The sequence below is a fragment of the Geodermatophilus sp. SYSU D00698 genome (genome assembly GCF_054050335.1).
The window spans coordinates 29,994-48,781 of sequence record NZ_JBJGZD010000006.1 but is presented as its reverse complement, the minus strand read 5'-3'; the positions used below and the strand labels follow the sequence as shown (position 1 = coordinate 48,781).

The following is an 18,788-nucleotide window of genomic DNA, read 5'->3' as shown; positions in this document are numbered from 1 at the left end:
ATGGGCCGCCGGGTCGTCCCCGGGGGCCCATCGAGGAGTCCGGTGGGGGGATCGCAGACCCTCGGTCGAGCTGGTCCGGCGCGGCCGCGGGGTCCCGCGGCGCGCGGAGGGTGCCGTGGGGGGCAGACGGGTCCTCGATCAGACCCGGAAGCCGAGGGCGCGCAGCTGCTCGCGCCCGTCGTCGGTGATCTTGTCCGGACCCCACGGCGGCATCCAGACCCAGTTGATCCGCACGTCGTCGACCAGGCCGGGGCCGGGGCCGCCGGTCAGCGCGGCGCGCGCCTGGTCCTCGATGACGTCGGTCAGCGGGCAGGCCGCCGAGGTGAGCGTCATGTCCAGGACGGCGACCTGCGAGTTGCCGTCCTCGGCGACGTCGATGCCGTAGACCAGGCCCAGGTCGACCACGTTGACCCCCAGCTCGGGGTCGACGACGTCGCGCATGGCCTCCTCGACGTCCTCGAGCAGCGCCGACTTGTAGGCCGGGAGCTCGGGGGCGGTGTTCTCGGTGGTCTCGCTCATGCCTGTCCTCCAGTGGGGGTGGCGGCCAGCGCGCGGGCGGAGGCGTCCTTGAGGGCCATCCAGCTCATCAGCGCGCACTTGATGCGGGCGGGGTACTTCGACACCCCGGCGAAGGCGACGGCGTCCTCGAGCTCGTCCTCGAGCTGCGCGGCCACCGCGGAGTCGCCCTTGGACTGCATGAGCGTCATGAACGAGTCGCCGGTGGCCAGCGCGTCGGTGACCGGGCGGCCGACGACGAGGTCGTACATCGCCGAGACCGAGGCCTGGCTGATCGAGCAGCCCATGCCCTCGTAGGACACGTCGGCGATCGTCTCGCCGTCCAGGTGCACCCGCAGGGTCACCTCGTCCCCGCAGGTCGGGTTGACGTGGTGCACCTCGGCGTCGAACGGGTCGCGCAGTCCGCGGCCGTGGGGGTTGCGGTAGTGGTCCAGGATGATGTCCTGGTACATCGACTCGAGCTGCATCAGGCGGTTGCCTCCTCCGGCGTCACACCGAAGAAACGCTGCGCGGCCCGCACGCCTTCCACGAGCGCGTCGACGTCGTCGTACCCGGTGTGCACGTAGAAGGTGGCCCGGGTGGTGGCCGGGACGCCGTAGCGCCGGACCACCGGCCACGCGCAGTGGTGCCCCACCCGGACGGCGATGCCGAGGTCGTCGAGGACCTGGCCGACGTCGTGCGGGTGGATGCCCTCGACGGTGAAGGACACCGCGCCGCCGCGGGCGACGGTGTCCGGCGGGCCGATCACGGTGACGCCGGGGACCGCCTGCAGCTGCTCGAGCGCGTAGGCGGTCAGCGCCTCCTCGTGCGCCTGCACGTTCGCCATGCCGAGCGCCTGCAGGTAGTCGACGGCGGCGCCGAGGCCGATGGCCTGGGCGGTCATCGGCACGCCGGCCTCGAACCGCTGCGGCGGCGGCATGAAGGTGCTGCCCTCCATCCGCACGACCTCGATCATCGACCCGCCGGTGAGGAACGGCGGCAGCGCGTCGAGGACGTCGTAGCGGCCCCACAGCACGCCGATGCCGGTGGGCCCGAGCATCTTGTGGCCGGAGAACACCAGGAAGTCCGCGCCGAGCGCCGCGACGTCGACCGGCTGGTGCGGCACCGACTGCGCGCCGTCGACCAGCACCAGCGCGCCGACCTCCCGCGCCCGCGCCGTGATCGGCCCGAGCGGGTTGATCGTGCCCAGGATGTTCGACTGCTGGGTGACCGCGACGAGCTTGGTCCGCTCGTTGACCACGGTGTCCAGGTCGGACAGGTCCAGCCGGCCGTCGTCGGTGAGCCCGAGCCAGCGCAGGGTCGCCCCGGTGCGCTCGCACAGCTGCTGCCAGGGCACCAGGTTGGCGTGGTGCTCCATCTCGGTCACGACGATCTCGTCGCCCTGGCCGACGGCGTACCGGCGGTGCGCCGGGTCCTTGGCGGTCACCGCGTTGGACAGCGAGTACGCCACGAGGTTGATCGCCTCGGTGGAGTTGCGGGTGAAGACGACCTCCTCGGCGGAGGCGCCGATGAAGGCCGCGATCCGCGCCCGCGCCGACTCGTACGCGCCGGTGGCCTCCTCGGCCAGCTGGTGCGCGCCGCGGTGCGGGGCGGCGTTGATCCGCTCGTAGAAGTCGCGCTCGGCGTCGAGGACGCTGCGGGGCTTCTGCGCGGTGGCGCCGGAGTCGAGGTAGACCAGCCGCTTCCCGTCGCGCACGGTGCGCGACAGGATCGGGAAGTCCGCCCGGATCGCCTCGACGTCCAGGGGCAGCGGGACACGCGTCCCCGTGGGACGCGAGGCGGTCGAGGTCATGCCTTCGCGGTCTCCTTCGAGCCCTTGACGTAGGCGGCGTAGCCCTCTGCCTCGAGCTTGTCGGCGAGCTCCTTGCCGCCCTCGTCGACGACCTTGCCGCCCACGAACACGTGCACGAAGTCGGGTGTGATGTAGCGGAGGATCCGCGTGTAGTGGGTGATCAGCAGGACGCCGACGTCACCCTCCTCGCGGGTGCGGTTGACGCCCTCGGAGACGACCCGCAGCGCGTCGACGTCGAGGCCGGAGTCGGTCTCGTCGAGGATCGCGATCTTCGGCTTGAGCAGCCGCATCTGCAGGATCTCGTGGCGCTTCTTCTCACCGCCGGAGAAGCCCTCGTTGACGTTGCGCTCGGCGAACGCCGGGTCCATCTCCAGCGCCGACATCTCGTCGCGGACGTCCTTGACCCAGGTGCGCAGCTTCGGGGCCTCGCCCTTGACCGCGGTGGCGGCGGTGCGCAGGAAGTTCGACACCGAGACGCCGGGGACCTCGACCGGGTACTGCATGGCGAGGAACAGGCCGGCGCGGGCGCGCTCGTCGACGCTCATCGCGAGCACGTCCTCGCCGTCGAGGGTCACCGTGCCGCCGGTGATCGTGTACTTCGGGTGCCCGGCGATCGAGTACGCCAGGGTCGACTTGCCCGAGCCGTTGGGGCCCATGATCGCGTGCGTCTCGCCCGACCGGACGGTCAGGTCGACGCCGCGGAGGATCTCCTTGGTCTCGTCGCCCTCACCGACCGTGACGTGCAGGTCGCGGATCTCCAGAACCGACACTTCTTCTCTCGCTCCTCAGTTGCCGGCCGCGAGCGGGAGGCGCCCGTCGGACTCGGTGTCGACGTAGACGTCATCCCCCTCCACGCGGACCGGGTAGACGTCGACCGGCTCGGTGGCCGGCAGGTTGGTGGGCTCGCCGGTGCGCAGGTCGAAGCACGACCCGTGCAGCCAGCACTCGATGGTGGGTGCGCCGTCGAACTCCTCGACGTCGCCCTCCGACAGCGGGACCTCGGCGTGCGAGCACACGTCCTGCACCGCGTAGACGTCGCCGTCGTACCGGACGACGGCGACGTCGACGTCGGCGAGCTCCACCCGCAGCGCCCCGTTCTCGGGGACGTCGGAGAGCCCGCAGACCCGCTCGAAGGCCATGGGTCAGGCCACCTCGACCGGCTGCTCGTCGAGGCCGGGCAGGGCGCCCAGGCGCGTCTCGATGGAGCGCATCAGGCGGTCCTGCAGCTCGTCGACCCCGATGTGCTGGACGACGTCGGCGAAGAAGCCGCGCACGACCAGGCGGCGGGCGGTCTCCGCGTCGATGCCGCGCGAGCAGAGGTAGAACAGCTGCTCGTCGTCGAACCGGCCGGTGGCGCTGGCGTGACCGGCGCCGACGATCTCGCCGGTCTCGATCTCCAGGTTGGGCACCGAGTCGGCGCGGGCGCCGTCGGTGAGCACCAGGTTGCGGTTGAGCTCGTAGGTGTCGGTGCCGGTGGCCGCGGGGCGGATGCGGACGTCGCCGATCCACACCGTGCGCGCGCCCTCGCCCTGCAGCGCACCCTTGTAGAGCACGTTGCTGGTGCAGTTGGGCACCGCGTGGTCCACCCAGAGCCGGTGCTCCTGGTGCTGGGTCTCGTCGGAGAAGTAGACGCCGAACAGCTCCGCGGTGCCGCCGGGGCCGGCGTACTGCACGTTGCTGACCAGCCGGACGAGGTCACCGCCGAGGGTGACCACGACCTGCTTGAAGCTGGCGTCCCGGCCGACGACGGCGTCGTACTGCCCGCCGTGCACCGCGCCGGGCGCCCACTCCTGCACCGAGACGACGGTGACCTGCGCGCCGTCACCGACGAGCACGGCCACGCCGCCGGAGTACCGGGCGAGGCCCGCGTGGTCGAGGACGACGGTCACCTCCGCGAACGCGCCGACCTCGACGACGAGCTGGCCCCACACGACGTCGTCCGAGCCGGTGCCCGACAGCCGCAGCGTGACCGGGCGGTCGGGCCGGGCCTCCGCCGGCACGCGGACGACGGCCGCGCCGCCGCTGCGCTGCCGGGTGAGCGCCGCCAGCCGGTCGACCGGCTCGGGCAGGCCCTTGATCAGCGGGTCGTCGGCCTCCACGCGGGTCAGCTCGACGCCCTGGGGCAGGTCGGTGTCCCACTCCAGGTGCGCGTCCGAGGGGGCGCCGTCGAGCAGCGGGCGGATCCGGCGCATCGGGGTGAAGCGCCAGTCCTCCTCGCGGCCGGTGACCGCGCCGAAGGCCTCGGGGTCGGTCGAGGTGAACCGCTCGGCCGGCGAGCCGGTCGGGGTGGTGCCGCCGTGCGAGTGGGCGCCGGGCGCGGCCTGGCCGGCCGTGCCGGTGCCCGCCGCCGGGACGGCCGGCGGGCCCGCCTGGGTGCCCACGCCCTCGCCGAACAGCTCGCCGGCGAGGGTGGCGGACTCCGTGGTGAGGCCGGTGGTGCTGGGGGTGTTCTGGTCCGGCATCAGCCGACGGCACCTTCCATCTGCAGCTCGATGAGCCGGTTGAGCTCGAGGGCGTACTCCATGGGCAGCTCGCGGGCGATCGGCTCGACGAACCCGCGGACCACCATCGCCATGGCCTCGTCCTCGGACAGGCCGCGGCTCATCAGGTAGAAGAGCTGGTCCTCGCTGACCCGGGAGACGGTCGCCTCGTGGCCCATGGCGACGTCGTCCTCGCGGACGTCGACGTAGGGGTAGGTGTCCGACCGGCTGATCGTGTCGACCAGCAGGGCGTCGCACTTGACCGTCGACTTCGAGCCGGACGCGCCCTCGTCGATCTGCACCAGGCCGCGGTAGGAGGTGCGGCCACCGCCGCGGGCCACCGACTTCGACACGATGGTCGAGGAGGTGTTCGGGGCGGCGTGCACCATCTTGGCGCCGGCGTCCTGGTGCTGGCCCTCGCCCGCGAAGGCGATGGACAGGACCTCGCCCTTGGCGTGCTCGCCGGTCATCCAGACCGCCGGGTACTTCATGGTGACCTTGGAGCCGAGGTTGCCGTCGATCCACTCCATGGTCGCGCCCTCGTGGGCGATCGCCCGCTTGGTGACCAGGTTGTAGACGTTGTTCGACCAGTTCTGGATGGTCGTGTACCGGCAGCGCGCGTTCTTCTTGACGATGATCTCGACGACCGCGGAGTGCAGCGAGTCCGACTTGTAGATCGGCGCGGTGCAGCCCTCGACGTAGTGCACGTAGGCGCCCTCGTCGACGATGATCAGCGTCCGCTCGAACTGGCCCATGTTCTCGGTGTTGATCCGGAAGTAGGCCTGCAGCGGGATCTCGACGTGCACGCCCTTCGGCACGTAGATGAACGAGCCGCCCGACCACACCGCGGTGTTCAGCGCGGCGAACTTGTTGTCGCCGGACGGGATCACCGAGCCGAAGTACTCGCGGAACAGGTCCGGGTGCTCCTTGAGGGCGGTGTCGGTGTCGAGGAAGACGACGCCCTGCTCCTCGAGGTCCTCGCGGATCTTGTGGTAGACGACCTCGGACTCGTACTGGGCCGCGACGCCGGCGATCAGCCGCTGCTTCTCCGCCTCGGGGATGCCCAGCTTGTCGTAGGTGTTCTTGATGTCCTCGGGCAGCTCGTCCCACGAGGCGGCCTGGGCCTCGGTCGAGCGCACGAAGTACTTGATGTTCTGGAAGTCGATGCCGGAGAGGTCCGACCCCCAGTCGGGCATCGGCTTGCGCTCGAAGAGCTTGAGCGCCTTGAGGCGGCGCTCGAGCATCCACTCGGGCTCGTCCTTGCGCGCCGAGATGTCCCGGACGACGTCCTCGTCGAGACCGCGTCGGGCGGAGGCCCCGGCGACGTCGGCGTCGGCCCAGCCGTACTGGTAGCGGCCGAGCTGCTCGATCTGCTCGTCCTGCGTCAGCGGCGTGCCGGTCACCGGCTGCTGGGTGCTGGTCATGCGGGCGTCCTCTCCCGGTCGTTCGTGGGGGTGCTGGTGGACGGTGCGGGGCCGGGTCGTGGGGGGACGACCCGCGCTGCTCGCTCACCGGGTACAGGGCGTGCGGGGGTCGTTGTGTTCCCCGCACCGGTGTGAGCCCGGGCGCCTCCGCTGCCGTGAGGCGGCCCGGGGATGTGGGTGGTGCAGACGCCGTCGCCGTGGGCGATCGTGGCCAGCCGCTGGACGTGGGTCCCCACCAGCCGGCCGATGACCGCCGTCTCGACCTCGCACAGCTGCGGGAACTCCGCCGCCACGTGCGCGACCGGGCAGTGGTGCTGGCACAGCTGCCCGCCGCTGGAGATCGCCGAGGCCGTGGCAGCGTAGCCCTCGGCCGTCAGCGCCTCGGCCAGCGCCCGGGCCCGCTCGACCGGCGCACCGGCCGCGCGGGCGACGGCGTCGGAGGCCCGCTGCTCGAGACCGGCCAGCTGCGCCTCGGCGACGGCGCGGACGGCGTCGGGACCACCGGAGGCCGCGACGTACCGCAGCGCGGTCAGCGCCAGGTCGTCGTAGGCGTGGGCGAACCCGGACCGGCCGGCGTCGGTGAGGTGGAAGTGCCGGGCGGGCCGGCCCCTCCCCCGGTGCGCGCCCGCGGCCGCGCGCTCCTCGACCCGGCCCTGGGCGGCCAGGGCGTCGAGGTGGCGCCGGACGGCGGCGGGGCTGACGCCCAGCCGGCCGGCCAGCTCGCTGGCGGTCTGCGGACCGTGCTCGAGCAGCAGCGCGAGCACGCGGTCACGGGTGCGGACGTCGTCGGCCCGCACCGTCCCCACCTGCGTCGCGCTGCTTTCCACAACACGATTGTGTCCTATTTCGGGAGGCCTGCAAGCAAGGTCCCCCTAAGTCGCCCGGCCCCCGACCGTGCAGGTCAGGGGCCGGGTGGCGCAGGTCACGACGGGCTCAGGCCCGGGCGGCCGCCGCCGGCTCGCGGTCCTCGACGCGCAGGTCGAGGGCACCGTCCCGGACGTCGGCGACGACGTGCCGGCCGGCCCCGACGCGGCCGTCGAGCAGCAGCCGGGCCAGCGGGTTGTCGACCTCCCGCCGGATCGCCCGGCGCAGCGGGCGCGCCCCGAACGAGGGCTCGAAGCCCCGCTCGGCGATCCAGGCGACCGCCTCGTCGGTGAAGGTCACCTCGATGCCCTGCGCCGACAGCCGCCGGCGGGTCTCGTCGAGCAGGAGCCGGGTGATCTGCTGCAGCTGCTCGCTCTCCAGCTGCTGGAACACCACGATCTCGTCGATCCGGTTGAGGAACTCCGGCCGGAACGACTCCCGCAGCCGCCGCACGAGCCGGTCCCGCAGGCCGGCGTCGGCCGCGGCGCCGTCACCGGTGCCGAAGCCGAGCGGGGTGTTGCGCCCCTGGATCAGCTCCGACCCCAGGTTGCTGGTCATGATCAGCACGGTGTTGGTGAAGTCGACCGTGCGGCCCTGCGAGTCGGTGAGCCGGCCGTCGTCGAGCACCTGCAGCAGCGTGTTGAAGACGTCGGGGTGCGCCTTCTCGATCTCGTCGAGCAGCACCACCGAGTAGGGCCGGCGGCGGACCGCCTCGGTCAGCTGACCGGCGTCCTCGTAACCGACGTAGCCGGGCGGGGACCCGACCAGGCGGCTGACGGTGTGCCGCTCCTGGAACTCGCTCATGTCCAGCCGGATCATCCGGTCGGAGTCGCCGAACATCGCCTCGGCCAGGGCCCGGGCCAGCTCGGTCTTGCCGACGCCGGTCGGGCCGAGGAACAGGAAGCTGCCGATCGGCCGGTCCGGGTCGCCCAGGCCCACGCGGGACCGGCGGATGGCCTCGGAGACCACGCGGACGGCGTCGTCCTGGCCGACCACCCGCTCGTGCAGGCGCTCCTCGAGCTGCAGCAGCCGCGCCATCTCCTCCTGGGTCAGCTGGGCCACCGGGATGCCGGTCTGCCGCGAGACCACCTCGGCGACGTCCTCGACGCCGACCTCGGGCACGCCCGGCTGGCCGCCGCCGGTGCGGGCCTCCTCCAGGCGGCGCTGCGCCGTGGCGAGCTCGTCGCGCAGCTCGGAGGCGCGCTCGTACTGCTCGGCGGCGACCGCCTGGTCCTTCTCCCGCTGCAGCCGCTCGACCTCCTGCTCGAGGCCGCGCAGGTCCGTCGGCGGGGTCTTCACCCGGCGGCGGACGCGGGCGCCGGCCTGGTCGATGAGGTCGATGGCCTTGTCCGGCAGGTGCCGGTCGGTCACGTAGCGGTCGGAGAGCTCGACGGCGGCGCGGACGGCGTCGTCGGTGAAGCGCACCTGGTGGTGGGCCTCGTAGCGGTCGCGCAGGCCACAGAGGATCTGCACGGTGTCCTCGCCGCTGGGCTCCGACACCAGGATCGGCTGGAACCGGCGCTCGAGAGCGGCGTCCTTCTCGATGTTCCGGCGGTACTCGTCGAGCGTCGTCGCGCCGATGACGTGCAGCTCGCCGCGGGCCAGGGCGGGCTTGAGCATGTTGCCCGCGCCGCCGGACCCCTCGGACGCGCCCGCGCCGACGACGGTGTGCAGCTCGTCGATGAAGACGACCACCTCGTCGGAGTGCTCGCGGATCTCGTCCACGATCTTCTTGAGCCGCTCCTCGAAGTCCCCGCGGTAGCGGGTGCCGGCCACCAGGCCGGTGAGGTCGAGCTCGACCAGGCGCTTGCCGCGCAGCGTCTCCGGGACGTCGCCCTCGACGATCTGGGCGGCGATGCCCTCGACGATCGCGGTCTTGCCGACGCCGGCCTCGCCGATGAGCACCGGGTTGTTCTTGCGGCGCCGCGAGAGGACCTCGACGGTCTGCTCGATCTCGGCCTCGCGGCCGATCACCGGGTCGATCCGGCCGTCGCGGGCCATCTCGGTGAGGTCGCGGCCGAACTCGTCGAGCGTCGGGGTGCTCGAGGCCGGCGGCCCGGGACGGCCGCCGCCGGGCGTGCCGCCGCCGGTGGCCGCCTGCTGCAGCGCCTCGGGGGTGACCCCGTGCTCGCGCAGCACCCGCCCGCCCGGGGACTCGGCGTCGACGGCCAGGGCGAACAGCAGGTGCTCGGGGCCGATGTAGGTGGAGCCCAGGGCCCGCGACACCTGGTGGGCGTCGAGCAGGACCCGCTTGGCGGCCGGGGTGAGGGCCGCCCGCTCGGCCTGCGGCGTCCCCTGCGGCATCCGCTCCTCGAGCTCGGTGCGCAGCCGGTCGGGGTCGGTGCCCGTGCGGGACAGGAAGGCGCGCGCGGTCTCGTCGCCGGTCATCGCCCACAGCAGGTGCTCGGTGTCCAGGTCGACGCTGCCGGTGGCCAGGGCCTGCGCGGCCCCGGCGTTCACCAGCTCGCGGGCCTGCTGGCTGAGGAACTGCACGGGGCTCACCCGCTGGCGCGGCGTGCGCTGCTCGCCGCCCAGGTAGCGGGCGAAGAAGTCGTCGAACGGGCTCCCGTAGGGGCCCGGGAAGAAGGGGTCGGTCATACCTCACGTCCAAGGGGAAGTCGGGGCGTCGGCGGGGCTCGCTCGGAGGGCGCCCGGATGGGGCACCCGTACCCGGGAGGGCGCACCGACACCAGGTCGGCGCGTCGGCCGCCTGTGCCTCCTACAGCGCGGTCGGGCGCCCCGTCCTTCCCCGTCCGTGATCGCCCTGGGCGAACCGGGGAGGTGGCCGGCCGCGACTAGCATCGGGCCGTGCCGGTCCTGCCCACCGCCTTCTCCCCCGCCGTCATCACGCGCCTGGCGCTGGCCAACGTGGTCGCCAACGGCGCCATCGTGGTCACCGGCGGCGTGGTCCGGCTGACCGGCTCGGGCCTGGGCTGCCCCACCTGGCCGCGGTGCACCGCCGACAGCTTCGTGACGACGCCGGAGATGGCCGGGCACGGCCTCATCGAGTTCGGCAACCGGCTGCTCACCTTCGTGCTCACCGCGGTGGCGGTCGCGGTGCTGGTGGCGGTCTGGCGCTCCCCGCGCCGGGACCTGCGGCCGCTGGCGGTGCTGACGTTCCTCGGCATCCCGGTCCAGGCGGCGATCGGCGGCGTCACGGTGCTCACCGGCCTGAACCCGTGGACCGTCGCCGTCCACTTCCTCGTCTCCACGCTGCTGGTCGCCGTCTCGACCGTGCTGTGGCTGCGGTCCCGCGAGCCCGGCGTCGGCCGGCCGGTGGTCCGCCGCCCGATCGCGCTGCTGGCCGGCGGGATCGCCGCGGTCACCGCGGTGGTGCTCGCGCTGGGGACGGTCGTCACCGGCAGCGGCCCGCACAGCGGCGACCTCGACGACGCCGGCGTCCCCACCGGCGACCGCATGGGCTTCGACCCCGAGACGGTGAGCCGGCTGCACGCCGACGCGGTGTTCCTGCTCGTCGGCCTGACGATCGCGCTGCTCGTGGCGCTGTACGCCACCGACGCCCCCGACCGCGTCCGCCGGGCCGCGCGCGACGTGCTCGTCGTCCAGCTCCTCCAGGGCGTCGTCGGCTTCGTCCAGTACTTCACGCACCTGCCGGTCGTGCTGGTGCTGCTGCACATGCTCGGCGCGGTGCTGGTGACCGCGTACACCGCGCGGCTGGTGTGGTCGGTCCGCGGCCCGGCGACCGGGCAGCCCCTCGACGCCGCCACGGCCCGGGTCCCCGCCGCCCGCTGAGGCCGCCGCGGGCGGGTCCCCGAGGCCCCCGCCACCGTCGAGTGGTCGCTCCGCGGGCTCCCCGCGCGTCGACGACCCCCACGGCTGCCCACCCGGCGCCCGTCGTCGCGCGCGGGCACACGCTCCGCGGACGCCACGAGCCCGGGCCCGGGCGGGTCCGGGCTCGCGGCGGAGCGGGGTGGGTCAGACGAGGACGTCGATGGCGATGGCGATCGACAGCAGCGTCATGTGGGTGATCGACACCGAGAACAGCTTCATCGGCCGGTCGGGGACGGCGGCGCGGATGCGGTCCAGCCACTGGTGGGTCTCGGCGACGTACCAGGCGCCGAGCAGGCCCCCGCCGATGGCGAAGGCCCAGTTCAGCACCGGGGTGATCGACCCCATGAGCAGCGTGGCGCCCAGGGTCGCCCACGCCCACGCGACCGACTGGCGGCCGACGCTCTCCGGGCCGGCGACGACGGTCAGCATGGGGACGTTCGCGCGGGCGTAGTCGTCGCGGTAGCGGCTGGCCAGCGCCCAGAAGTGCGGCATCTGCCAGCAGAAGACGACGGCGAAGAAGGCGAGCGCCGGCCAGTCGAGCGAGCCGGTCACCGCCGCCCACCCGATGAGCACCGGCGCCGCGCCGGGGAAGGCCCCGAAGACCGTGTTGTGCCGGGTCCGGCGCTTGAGCACCATCGTGTAGACGACGGAGTAGGCCAGGATCGCGACCGCGGCCAGCGCGGTGGCCAGCGGCGTGGTCTCGAACCACAGGATCGCCAGCGACGCCGTGGCGAGGGCCGCCCCGAAGACCAGGGCCGCCCGCGGCGACACCACCCCGGAGGGGATCGGCCGGTTGCGCGTGCGGGACATCAGCCGGTCGATGTCGCGGTCGTACCAGCAGTTGAACACGTTGGCCGCGCCGGCGGCGAACATCCCGCCGACCATCGTCGCGGCCACCAGCCGCCAGGACGGCCACCCGTCGGCCGCCATCATCATCGCCGGCAGCGTCGTCACCAGCAGCAGCTCGACGAGCTTGGGCTTGGTCAGCGCGACGTAGGCCCCGACCACGCCCGACAGCCGGCGGGCCGGGACGGCCGGCCGCTGGGTGAGCGCCGTCACCGGGCGGCCTCTGCCGCGCGCACGCACGGACGGCAGGGAGCCACCGGGCACGAAGACAGCACGATGGTCCCTTCGAACCGGGGTATGGAACGGGCCCACTGTAGCCCTCGGCCACCCCGCCCACCGGTGCGGATGACTAGGGTCTGATCACGTTGACGCCGCGGGAACTGCGGGTAGGGCCGTCGCCGACGACGGAGGGTCACGGGTCGAGGGAGACCAGGGACACGGCCGATCCGCTGCCCCGCACCCGACGTCGTCCGCCCGGGAGCACGGACCACCGCTCCCCGGACGGCCCCACGCACGGCCGACCTCGAGGAGCTCCGCCCGACATGACCCAGGCTGACGACACGAAGAGCACGGAGTCCGAGGCCCCCGCCGAGGCCGCGACCGACTCCCCCACCGGATCGCCCCGGCAGCCGCACCCCACGCTGCCGGAGGACTTCGGCGACCTCGACCGCCGGGCCATCGACACCGCCCGCGTGCTGGCGATGGACGCCGTCCAGAAGGTCGGCAACGGCCACCCCGGCACCGCGATGAGCATGGCGCCCACGGCCTACCTGCTGTTCCACAAGTGGCTGCGGCACGACCCCACGGACCCGAACTGGGTGGCCCGCGACCGCTTCGTCCTGTCGATGGGCCACTCGAGCCTGACGCTGTACGTCCAGCTCTACCTGTCCGGCTACGGCCTGGAGCTCGAGGACCTGCAGGCCCTGCGCACCTGGGGCTCGAAGACCCCCGGCCACCCCGAGGTCAACCACACGCCCGGCGTGGAGACGACGACCGGCCCGCTCGGCCAGGGCGTCGGCAACGCCGTCGGCATGGCCATGGCCGCCCGCCGGGAGCGCGGCCTGCTCGACCCCGACGCCCCCGAGGGCGAGAGCCTCTTCGACCACACCGTCTGGGTCTTCGCCTCCGACGGCGACCTGGAGGAGGGCGTCAGCGGCGAGGCGTCGTCGCTGGCCGGCACCCAGCAGCTGGGCAACCTGGTCCTGGTCTACGACGACAACCGGATCTCCATCGAGGACGACACGAACGTCGCCTTCACCGAGGACGTCGGCAAGCGCTACGAGGCCTACGGCTGGCACGTGCAGCACGTCGACGACGGCGAGGACCTGGCCGCGGTCGACGCCGCGTTCGCCGCCGCCAAGGCCGAGACCCGCCGCCCGTCGATCGTCGTGCTGCGGACGATCATCGCCTGGCCCGCGCCGAACAAGCAGAACACCGGCGCCGCGCACGGCTCGGCGCTCGGCGACGACGAGGTCCGCGCCACCAAGGAGGTCCTGGGCTTCGACCCGGGGAAGACCTTCGAGGTCGACGACGAGGTGCTCGCGCACGCCCGCTCGGTGGTCGACGCCGGCGAGAAGGCGCACGCCGAGTGGCAGGAGCGCTTCGACGCCTGGGCGCAGGAGAACCCCGAGCGCGCCGCCCTGCTGGAGCGGATGCGCGAGCGCCGGCTGCCCGAGGGCTTCGCCGACGGCCTGCCGACCTTCGACGCCGACCCCAAGGGCGTGGCCACCCGCAAGGCCTCGGGCAAGGTCCTCGCCGCCCTCTACCCGGCGCTGCCCGAGCTGTGGGGCGGGTCGGCCGACCTCGCGGAGAGCAACAACACCGCCGTCGAGGGGGAACCGTCCTTCCTGCCGGCCGACCGCCAGACGAAGATGTGGAGCGGTGGTCCCTACGGCCGCACGCTGCACTTCGGCGTCCGCGAGCACGGCATGGGCGCGGTCATGAACGGCATCGCGCTGCACGGCGGCACCCGCGTCTACGGCGGGACGTTCCTCACGTTCTCCGACTACATGCGCGGGGCGGTCCGCCTGGCCGCGCTCATGCAGCTGCCGGTGACCTACGTGTGGACGCACGACTCGATCGGCCTGGGCGAGGACGGCCCCACGCACCAGCCGATCGAGCACTTCGCCGCGCTGCGGGCCATCCCCGGCCTCGACGTCGTCCGCCCGGCCGACGCCAACGAGGTCACCGTCGCCTGGCGCACGATCCTCGAGAACAACGACCGCCCGGCCGGCCTGCTGCTGTCCCGGCAGAACCTGCCGGTGTTCGACCGCTCGGAGTTCGGCTCCGCCGAGGGCGTCGCGCGCGGCGCCTACGTGCTGGCCGACGCCTCGAACGGGCAGCCCGAGGTGATCCTGCTGGGCACCGGCTCGGAGGTGCAGATCGCCGTCGCCGCCCGCGAGCGGCTGGAGGCCGACGGCGTCCCGACCCGCGTGGTGTCGGTGCCCTGCGTCGAGTGGTTCGCCGACCAGGACCAGGCCTACAAGGACGAGGTGCTGCCGCCCTCGGTCCGCGCGCGGGTGAGCGTCGAGGCCGGCGTGCCCATGGGCTGGCGCGAGTTCGTCGGCGACGCCGGCCGGATCGTGGGGCTCACCCACTACGGCGCGAGCGCCGCCTACTCGGTGCTCTACGAGGAGTTCGGGCTGACCGACGAAGCCGTCGTCGCCGCCGCCCGCGAGTCGATCGAGGCCGCCGCCGCGGGGAACGCCGTCCCGGCCGGCCCGGTTGCAGCCACCGGGGGCCTCCCCCACCCCACCGGCGACCGCTGAACCCACGCGGCCTCACCACGAAGGGCAGAGACATGGCACAGAACGAGAAGCTGGCCGAGCTGTCGCAGGCGGGCGTCGCCGTCTGGCTCGACGACCTGTCGCGGGACCGCATCCGCAGCGGCAACCTGCAGTCGCTGGTCGACGAGCGCTCCGTCGTCGGCGTCACCACCAACCCGACGATCTTCGCCGCCGCGATCAGCGGGTCGGAGTCCTACGACGACCAGCTGCACGCCCTCGCGGTGCGCCAGGTGAGCGTCGAGGAGGCGCTGCGCACCATCACCGCCTCCGACGTGCGCGACGCCTGCGACCTGCTGGCCCCCGTGGCCGAGCGGCAGCCCGGCGACGGCCGGGTGTCGCTGGAGGTCGCGCCGGGCCTGGCGCACGACACCGACGCCACCGCCGCCGAGGCCGCGCACCTGTGGTGGCTGGTGGACCGGCCGAACCTCTACATCAAGATCCCGGCCACCGTGGAGGGCCTGCCGGCCATCACGACGTCGATCGCCCGCGGGATCAGCGTCAACGTCACCCTGATCTTCAGCCTCGAGCGGTACCGCGCCGTCATGGACGCCTACCTGTCCGGGCTGGAGCAGCGCCTCGAGCAGGACCCCGACGCCGACCTCAGCGGGATCGCCTCCGTCGCCTCGTTCTTCGTGTCCCGCGTGGACAGCGAGATCGACAAGCGGCTGGAGAAGGCCGGCGCCGACCAGCTCAAGGGCAAGGCCGCGCTGGCCAACGCGCAGCTGGCCTACCAGGCCTACGAGGAGGTCTTCTCCTCCGACCGCTGGAAGGCGCTGGAGGCCAAGGGCGCGAGGCCGCAGCGGCCGCTGTGGGCCTCGACCGGGGTGAAGAACCCGGAGTACTCCGACACCCTCTACGTCAGCGAGCTCATCGCCCCCGGCACCGTGAACACGATGCCGGAGAAGACGCTGCAGGCCTACGCCGACCACGGCGCGGCGGGCACCCCGGTGCAGAAGACCTACGACGACGCCGCGGCGACGATGAAGGCCATCGCCGACGCCGGCGTCGACCTCGACGACGTGTTCCGCGTCCTCGAGGAGGAGGGCGTGCGGAAGTTCGCCGACTCGTGGGACGAGCTCACCGAGTCCGTGCGCGGCCAGCTCGAGGACAAGGCATGACGCTGGAGTTCTCCTGCTCCGGCCTCGACGTCCCGGAGGTCGTCCGCACCCAGCTCGCCGACGACGGCGTCGCCGCGCGCCTGGTGGCCAAGGACGCCACCCTCTGGGGTCCGGAGGCCGAGAGCGAGGCCTCGATCCGGCTCGGCTGGCTGGACCTGCCCGCGTCCTCGCGCGAGCTGGTGTCCCGGCTGGCCGAGCTGCGGGCCGAGCTCGCCGGCGAGGGGATCGACCGCGTCGTCCTGTGCGGCATGGGCGGTTCCTCGCTGGCGCCGGAGGTCATCTGCCGCACCGCGGGCGCGCCGCTGGTCGTCCTCGACACCACCGACCCCGGGCAGGTCGCCGCGGCGATGACCGACCTCGACCGCACCGTGGTCGTGGTCAGCTCCAAGTCCGGCGGCACGATCGAGACCGACAGCCACCGGCGGGCGTTCGTCGCCGCGTTCGCCGAGGCGGGGCTGGACGAGAAGGAGGTCGGCCGGCGGTTCGTCGTCGTCACCGACCCCGGCTCCCCGCTGGCCGACACCGCCGCCGCCATGGGCGCCCGCGCGGTGTTCCTCGCCGACCCGAACGTCGGCGGCCGCTACAGCGCCCTGTCGGCGTTCGGGCTGGTGCCCGCGGCGCTGGCCGGGGTGGACGTCGGCACGCTGCTGGACGAGGCCGCCGACCTCGCCGAGCACCTCGCCGAGCCGGACAACCCGGCGCTGGAGCTCGGCGTCGCCATGGGCGCGGGCTTCCGCACCGGCCGGGACAAGGTCGCCCTCGCCGAGGGCACCGGCGGCAGCGGCCCGCGCATCGAGGGTTTCGGCGACTGGGCCGAGCAGCTCATCGCCGAGTCCACCGGCAAGGAGGGCCGGGGGCTGCTGCCCGTGGTCCTGGAGTCGGTGGACGCGCCCGGGTCGCAGGCGCCGGACGCGCTGCTGGCCGTCGTCGACGGGGATCCGGTCGACGGCCGGCCCTCGGTCGGCGTCACCGGCCCGCTGGGCGCGCAGTTCCTCGGCTGGGAGTACGCGACGGCGGTGGCCGGGCGGGTGCTGGGGATCAACCCCTTCGACCAGCCCAACGTCACCGAGTCCAAGCAGAACACCTCGCGGATCCTCGAGTCCGGCCTGCCCGAGGAGCGGCCGGCCGCCACGATCGGCGCGGTGGAGCTGTACGCCTCCGGCGGCGTGCTCGACGGCGTCGACCTGACCCAGGCCGACGGGCTGCGGCTGGCGCTGGACGCGCTGCTGGGCGCCGTCCCGCCGCGTGGCTACCTCGCCGTCATGGCGTACCTGGACCGCGAGGCCGACGCCCGGGCCGGCGAGCTGCGCGCGGCGCTGGCCCGCCGCACGGAGCACGCGGTCACCTTCGGGTGGGGTCCGCGCTTCCTGCACTCGACCGGCCAGTACCACAAGGGCGGTCCGCAGGTCGGCGCGTTCCTGCAGCTCACCGGCGCGGTGACGCAGGACCTCCCGGTGCCCGACCGGCCGTACTCCTTCGGCACGCTGCAGGCCGCCCAGGCCGCCGGCGACCGGCAGGCGCTGGCCGACCGGCAGCGCCCGCTGCTGCACCTGCACCTGACCGACCGGTCCGCCGGCATCGACCAGGTCCTCGCTGCCCTCGACTGACCCTGCACCCCCTCGAGGAGGGCACGTGATCCCCAACCCGCTGCGCGACCCGCGGGACCGGCGGCTGCCGCGGGTCCCCGAGCCCTGCGCCCTGGTCGTCTTCGGCATCACCGGCGACCTGGCCCGCAAGAAGCTGCTCCCGGCCGTGTACGACCTGGCCAACCGCGGGCTGCTGCCGACGAACTTCGCGCTGCTGGGCTTCGCCCGGCGGGACTGGGGTGACCAGGACTTCGCCGAGCTGGCCCGGGACGCGGCCCGCAACGCGGCCCGCACGCCGTGGCGGGAGGAGGTGTGGGAGCGGCTGGCCAACAGCGTCCGGTTCGTCCAGGGCTCCTTCGACGACGACAACGCCTTCGACGAGCTCGCCCACGCCCTCGCCGACCTGGAGAGCAGCCACGGCATCGGCGGCAACGCGGCGTTCTACCTGTCGATCCCGCCGGCGATGTTCCCCGTCGTGCTCAAGCAGATGCAGCGCACCGGCATGGCCGAGAGCACGCCGGACCGGTGGCGGCGGGTCGTCGTCGAGAAGCCCTTCGGCACCGACCTCGCCTCCAGCCGGGAGCTCAACGAGCTGGTCGACTCGGTGTTCAGCGCCGAGGACGTCTTCCGCATCGACCACTACCTGGGCAAGGAGACCGTCCAGAACCTCATGGCGCTGCGGTTCGCCAACGAGCTGTTCGAGCCGGTCTGGAACGGCCACCACGTCGACTCGGTGCAGATCACCATGGCCGAGGACGTCGGCATCGGCGGGCGGGCGGGCTTCTACGAGAAGACCGGCGCGGCGCGCGACGTGCTGCAGAACCACCTGCTGCAACTGCTCGCGCTCACCGCGATGGAGGAGCCGGTCGAGTTCTCCGCCGACGAGATCCGCACCGAGAAGCTCAAGGTGCTGCGCGCGATCTCGCTGCCCGAGGACCTGCACACCTTCGCCGTCCGCGGCCAGTACGAGCAGGGCTGGCTGGCCGGTCAGCGGGCCAGGGGCTACCGGCAGGAGGAGGGCGTCGACGCGCACTCGACCACCGAGACCTACGCCGCGGTCCGGCTCGGGGTGGAGACCCGCCGGTGGGCCGGCGTGCCGTTCTACCTGCGCACCGGCAAGCGGCTGCCGCGACGGGTCACCGAGATCGCGCTGGTGTTCAACCGCGCGCCGCACCTGCCCTTCGCCGACACCGACACCGAGGAGCTGGGCAACAACCAGCTGGTGGTGCGCGTGCAGCCCGACGAGGGGGTCACCCTCAAGTTCGGGTCGAAGGTGCCCGGCAGCGTCATGGAGGTCCGGGACGTGTCCATGGACTTCCTCTACGGCGAGCAGTTCACCGAGGCCAGCCCCGAGGCCTACGAGCGGCTGCTGCTGGACGTGCTGCTCGGCGACGCCACGCTGTTCCCGCGCAACGCCGAGGTCGAGGCCTCCTGGGCGGTCATCGACCCGCTCGAGGAGTTCTGGGCCGGCAGCACGCCGCACGCCTACCGGGCCGGCGAGTGGGGGCCGCGCGCGGCCGACGAGATGCTGGCCGCCGAGGGCCGCCGGTGGCGGCGTCCGTGAGGCGCCCCCGCGGAGAGGAG

General features: G+C 73.3%; 15 protein-coding genes. 5 read left to right on the top strand and 10 right to left on the bottom strand.

The genetic code is table 11. The features are described 5' to 3' along the window. Positions 1-138: 138 nt before the first annotated feature. From ACI8AB_RS07350 to ACI8AB_RS07310, 9 genes are all read right to left on the bottom strand, one after another. On the bottom strand, positions 139-519 hold the full coding sequence (locus tag ACI8AB_RS07350; protein ID WP_456949568.1) for a metal-sulfur cluster assembly factor: 381 nt from the start codon (positions 517-519) through the stop codon (positions 139-141). Continuing rightward, positions 516-983 carry a Fe-S cluster assembly sulfur transfer protein SufU gene (gene sufU / locus ACI8AB_RS07345; RefSeq protein ID WP_456949567.1) on the bottom strand — a complete coding sequence of 156 codons (468 nt, stop codon included), beginning with the start codon at positions 981-983 and terminating at the stop codon, positions 516-518. Before sufU ends, ACI8AB_RS07350 begins: the two co-directional genes overlap by 4 nt. Continuing rightward, positions 983-2,308, bottom strand: a complete 1,326-nt coding sequence (locus ACI8AB_RS07340; RefSeq protein WP_387992924.1) for a cysteine desulfurase — start codon at positions 2,306-2,308, stop codon at positions 983-985. Before ACI8AB_RS07340 ends, sufU begins: the two co-directional genes overlap by 1 nt. Continuing rightward, positions 2,305-3,078: a Fe-S cluster assembly ATPase SufC gene (sufC, locus tag ACI8AB_RS07335; RefSeq protein ID WP_456949566.1), complete on the bottom strand. Its 774-nt coding sequence runs from the start codon at positions 3,076-3,078 to the stop codon at positions 2,305-2,307. Before sufC ends, ACI8AB_RS07340 begins: the two co-directional genes overlap by 4 nt. 15 nt (positions 3,079-3,093) lie before the next feature. Then, positions 3,094-3,447, bottom strand: a complete 354-nt coding sequence (locus ACI8AB_RS07330; RefSeq protein WP_387992930.1) for a non-heme iron oxygenase ferredoxin subunit — start codon at positions 3,445-3,447, stop codon at positions 3,094-3,096. 3 nt (positions 3,448-3,450) lie between these two features. Further along, a complete protein-coding gene (sufD, locus tag ACI8AB_RS07325; protein WP_456949565.1) occupies positions 3,451-4,770 on the bottom strand; it encodes a Fe-S cluster assembly protein SufD in 1,320 nt (439 codons plus the stop codon). Next, a complete protein-coding gene (gene sufB / locus ACI8AB_RS07320; protein WP_387992934.1) occupies positions 4,770-6,212 on the bottom strand; it encodes a Fe-S cluster assembly protein SufB in 1,443 nt (480 codons plus the stop codon). Before sufB ends, sufD begins: the two co-directional genes overlap by 1 nt. Next, positions 6,209-7,039 carry a helix-turn-helix transcriptional regulator gene (locus tag ACI8AB_RS07315; RefSeq protein WP_456949564.1) on the bottom strand — a complete coding sequence of 277 codons (831 nt, stop codon included), beginning with the start codon at positions 7,037-7,039 and terminating at the stop codon, positions 6,209-6,211. The genes sufB and ACI8AB_RS07315 overlap by 4 nt, the downstream gene beginning before the upstream one ends. A 106-nt stretch (positions 7,040-7,145) precedes the next feature. Beyond that, the gene (locus ACI8AB_RS07310; protein WP_456949563.1) at positions 7,146-9,674 is read right to left on the bottom strand and encodes an ATP-dependent Clp protease ATP-binding subunit; all 2,529 of its coding nucleotides are present in this window, start codon (positions 9,672-9,674) and stop codon (positions 7,146-7,148) included. Positions 9,675-9,884: 210 nt separating this feature from the next. On the opposite strand from ACI8AB_RS07310, the gene ACI8AB_RS07305 reads away from it, so the two are divergent. Then, positions 9,885-10,829: a COX15/CtaA family protein gene (locus ACI8AB_RS07305; RefSeq protein ID WP_456949562.1), complete on the top strand. Its 945-nt coding sequence runs from the start codon at positions 9,885-9,887 to the stop codon at positions 10,827-10,829. A 183-nt stretch (positions 10,830-11,012) separates the two neighbouring features. Here the strand turns inward: ACI8AB_RS07305 and ACI8AB_RS07300 are convergent, their stop codons facing one another. Continuing rightward, the gene (locus tag ACI8AB_RS07300) at positions 11,013-11,927 is read right to left on the bottom strand and encodes a heme o synthase (protein ID WP_456949561.1); all 915 of its coding nucleotides are present in this window, start codon (positions 11,925-11,927) and stop codon (positions 11,013-11,015) included. A 329-nt stretch (positions 11,928-12,256) separates the two neighbouring features. Between ACI8AB_RS07300 and tkt the strand changes: the two genes are divergently transcribed. From tkt to zwf, 4 genes are read left to right on the top strand one after another with little or no spacing between them, the layout of a single operon-like run. After that, entirely contained in the window at positions 12,257-14,482 is a 2,226-nt protein-coding gene (gene tkt, locus ACI8AB_RS07295) for a transketolase (RefSeq protein WP_456949560.1), read from the top strand. Positions 14,483-14,514: 32 nt separating this feature from the next. After that, positions 14,515-15,618, top strand: a complete 1,104-nt coding sequence (tal, locus tag ACI8AB_RS07290) for a transaldolase (protein ID WP_456949559.1) — start codon at positions 14,515-14,517, stop codon at positions 15,616-15,618. Beyond that, entirely contained in the window at positions 15,615-17,225 is a 1,611-nt protein-coding gene (locus tag ACI8AB_RS07285; protein WP_456949558.1) for a glucose-6-phosphate isomerase, read from the top strand. The genes tal and ACI8AB_RS07285 overlap by 4 nt, the downstream gene beginning before the upstream one ends. 25 nt (positions 17,226-17,250) lie before the next feature. Beyond that, positions 17,251-18,768 carry a glucose-6-phosphate dehydrogenase gene (gene zwf, locus ACI8AB_RS07280; protein WP_387992959.1) on the top strand — a complete coding sequence of 506 codons (1,518 nt, stop codon included), beginning with the start codon at positions 17,251-17,253 and terminating at the stop codon, positions 18,766-18,768. Positions 18,769-18,788: the final 20 nt, after the last annotated feature.